The following is a 2,027-nucleotide window of genomic DNA, read 5'->3' as shown; positions in this document are numbered from 1 at the left end:
CGGCGGGCGGGCGGCGGGTGGCCGGCGGGCGGGCGGCGGTGCCGGTTCAGCAGCCGCAGTCGGCGTCCTTGCCGACGGGGGCGGTGAGCGGGTCGGGGAGCCGCCGCTCGGCGCCCCCGTCGGTTTCGTAGGCGAAGCCCTCGCGGACCCAGTACTCGAAGCCGCCGAGCATCTCCTTGACCCGGTACCCGCGCAGGGAGAGCGCCAGCGCGGCGCGGGTGGCGCCGTTGCAGCCGGGGCCCCAGCAGTAGGTGACGACCGGGACCGCCGGGTCCAGCAGGCGGTCGGCCGTCCGGTCGACGAGGGCGGTCGGCAGGTGCAGGGCGCCGGGCACGTGCCCCTGGTCCCACGCCTGGGTGGACCGCGTGTCGACCAGCGCGAACCCGGGGTCGCCGTCCGGGCCGGCGGCGGCGAGGGCCGCGGCCACGTCCGACACGTCGGCGTGGAGGGCGAGGCTCGCCGCGAAGTGGGCGGCCGCCTCGGCCGGGCCGGCGGGCGCGACCCGCAGCACGGGGTTGTCCGCGGGAATCGGGGTGGCGGTCATGGGGCTCTCCTCCGGTTCGGCTGTTCGACACCGGAAATCTAGGCGCGGGAGCCGCCGGTCTGAACGGCCTGACCACGGCCGTGCGGTTGTTCCGCCACGAAATTCCCGGCATGCTCCCCCCATGACCACGCATCTCCCGGCGTACGCGCCGGACGCCACCGATCTGCGCATCCTCGACGTGCTGCAGCGGGACGGCCGGGCGAGCTTCACCGAACTGGCCCGGGCCGTGTCCATGTCGCCCAGCGCCGTCACCGAGCGGGTGCGCCGGCTGGAGGAGGCGGGGGTGATCCGCGGCTATTCCGCGGTCGTCGACCCGGAGCGGCTGGGGCTGCCGGTGCTGGCGTTCGTCCGGCTGCGCTATCCGACGTCGAACTACAAGCCGTTCCACGACCTGGTGGCCGCCACCCCGGAGATCGTGGAGGCCCACCACGTGACCGGGGACGACTGCTTCGTCCTGAAGGTGACCGCGCGCTCGATGCGGCACCTGGAGGAGGTCTCCGGACGGATCGGCGGGCTCGGCTCGGTGACCACCAGCGTGGTGTACTCCTCGCCCCTCCCCCGCCGGGCGATCGCCGGCTGACGGGCGGCCGCCGCGGTCCGCGGCCTCAGCCGGCCGCTCCGCGCTGCCGCAGCACCGAGCCCCGGCGCCCCTTGACCACCTCGAGCTGGGCGTGGACGCGGCGCTTGAGGTCGGCGACGTGGCTGACGATGCCCACGCTGCGGTCCCGTTCGCGCAGGGAGTCCAGGACGTCGAGGACCTCGTCGAGGGTCTGGTCGTCGAGGCTGCCGAAGCCCTCGTCGATGAAGAGGGTGTCCAGCCGCACGCCGCCCGCCTCGTCGGTGACCACGTCGGCGAGGCCGAGGGCCAGGGCGAGGGAGGCGAAGAAGGTCTCGCCGCCGGAGAGGGTGGCGGTGTCCCGCTCCCGGCCGGTCCAGGCGTCGACCACGTGCAGGCCGAGGCCGCTGCGTCCGCGGCCGGAGCGGTCGTCGGAGTGGACCAGCGTGTAGCGGCCGGAGGACATCCGCAGCAGCCGGGCGGTGGCCGCCGCCGCGACCTGTTCGAGGCGGGCGGCGAGCACGTAGGACTCCAGGCGCATCTTGCGCTCGTTGTCCGCGGAGGTGCCGGCGGCCAGGCCGGCCATCCGGGCGACCTTGTCGTGCCGGGCGCGCAGCGGGGCCAGGGCGCGGGCGGCGCGGGCGGCCTCGTCGGAGAGCCGGTCCAGGTCGGCGCAGCGCCGCTCGGCGGCGTCGTGGGCGGAGGCGGCCTCGCGGGCCCGCAGGGTGGCCGCGGCGAGCGCGGCCTCGGCGGCGGTGACGTCGGCGGGCGGCAGCTGCGCGGCGGCGGCGGTGTCCTCCTCGGCGAGCACGGCGCGGACCGCGGCGAGCTCCTGCTCCCAGGCGTCGAGGCGCTGCTGCAGGGCGCGGTGGCCGGCGGCGTCGAGCAGCGCGTCGGCGGCGGCCCACGGGGTGTCGAAACCGGCCC

3 protein-coding genes are annotated in these 2,027 nt (G+C 76.7%); 1 reads left to right on the top strand and 2 read right to left on the bottom strand.

Going from position 1 to position 2,027, the window contains the following annotated elements:
* Positions 1-46: 46 nt before the first annotated feature.
* Positions 47-544: a rhodanese-like domain-containing protein gene (locus tag A2U95_RS27325; protein WP_166027888.1), complete on the bottom strand. Its 498-nt coding sequence runs from the start codon at positions 542-544 to the stop codon at positions 47-49.
* A 121-nt stretch (positions 545-665) separates the two neighbouring features.
* Here A2U95_RS27325 and A2U95_RS27320 point away from each other — a divergent pair, with 121 nt between their 5' ends.
* Positions 666-1,124: an Lrp/AsnC family transcriptional regulator gene (locus A2U95_RS27320; protein ID WP_166027886.1), complete on the top strand. Its 459-nt coding sequence runs from the start codon at positions 666-668 to the stop codon at positions 1,122-1,124.
* A gap of 25 nt (positions 1,125-1,149) precedes the next feature.
* Here A2U95_RS27320 and A2U95_RS27315 read toward each other — a convergent pair.
* Positions 1,150-2,027, bottom strand: an 878-nt coding sequence (locus A2U95_RS27315; RefSeq protein WP_277350998.1) for an SbcC/MukB-like Walker B domain-containing protein, incomplete at its 5' end; no start/stop codon positions are given.

The sequence above is a fragment of the Streptomyces chilikensis genome (assembly GCF_001642695.1).
In the GTDB taxonomy this organism is placed as follows: domain Bacteria; phylum Actinomycetota; class Actinomycetes; order Streptomycetales; family Streptomycetaceae; genus Streptomyces; species Streptomyces chilikensis.
Note: the sequence above shows the minus strand (reverse complement) of the source record. Positions and strands in the feature narration are given on the sequence as shown.

What these genes read in the sequence shown, in the direction of transcription:
- A2U95_RS27325 (WP_166027888.1), bottom strand. Translation starts at nt 544, where the DNA reads ATGACCGCCACCCCGATTCCCGCGGACAACCCCGTGCTGCGGGTCGCG.
- A2U95_RS27320 (WP_166027886.1), top strand. Translation starts at nt 666, where the DNA reads ATGACCACGCATCTCCCGGCGTACGCGCCGGACGCCACCGATCTGCGC.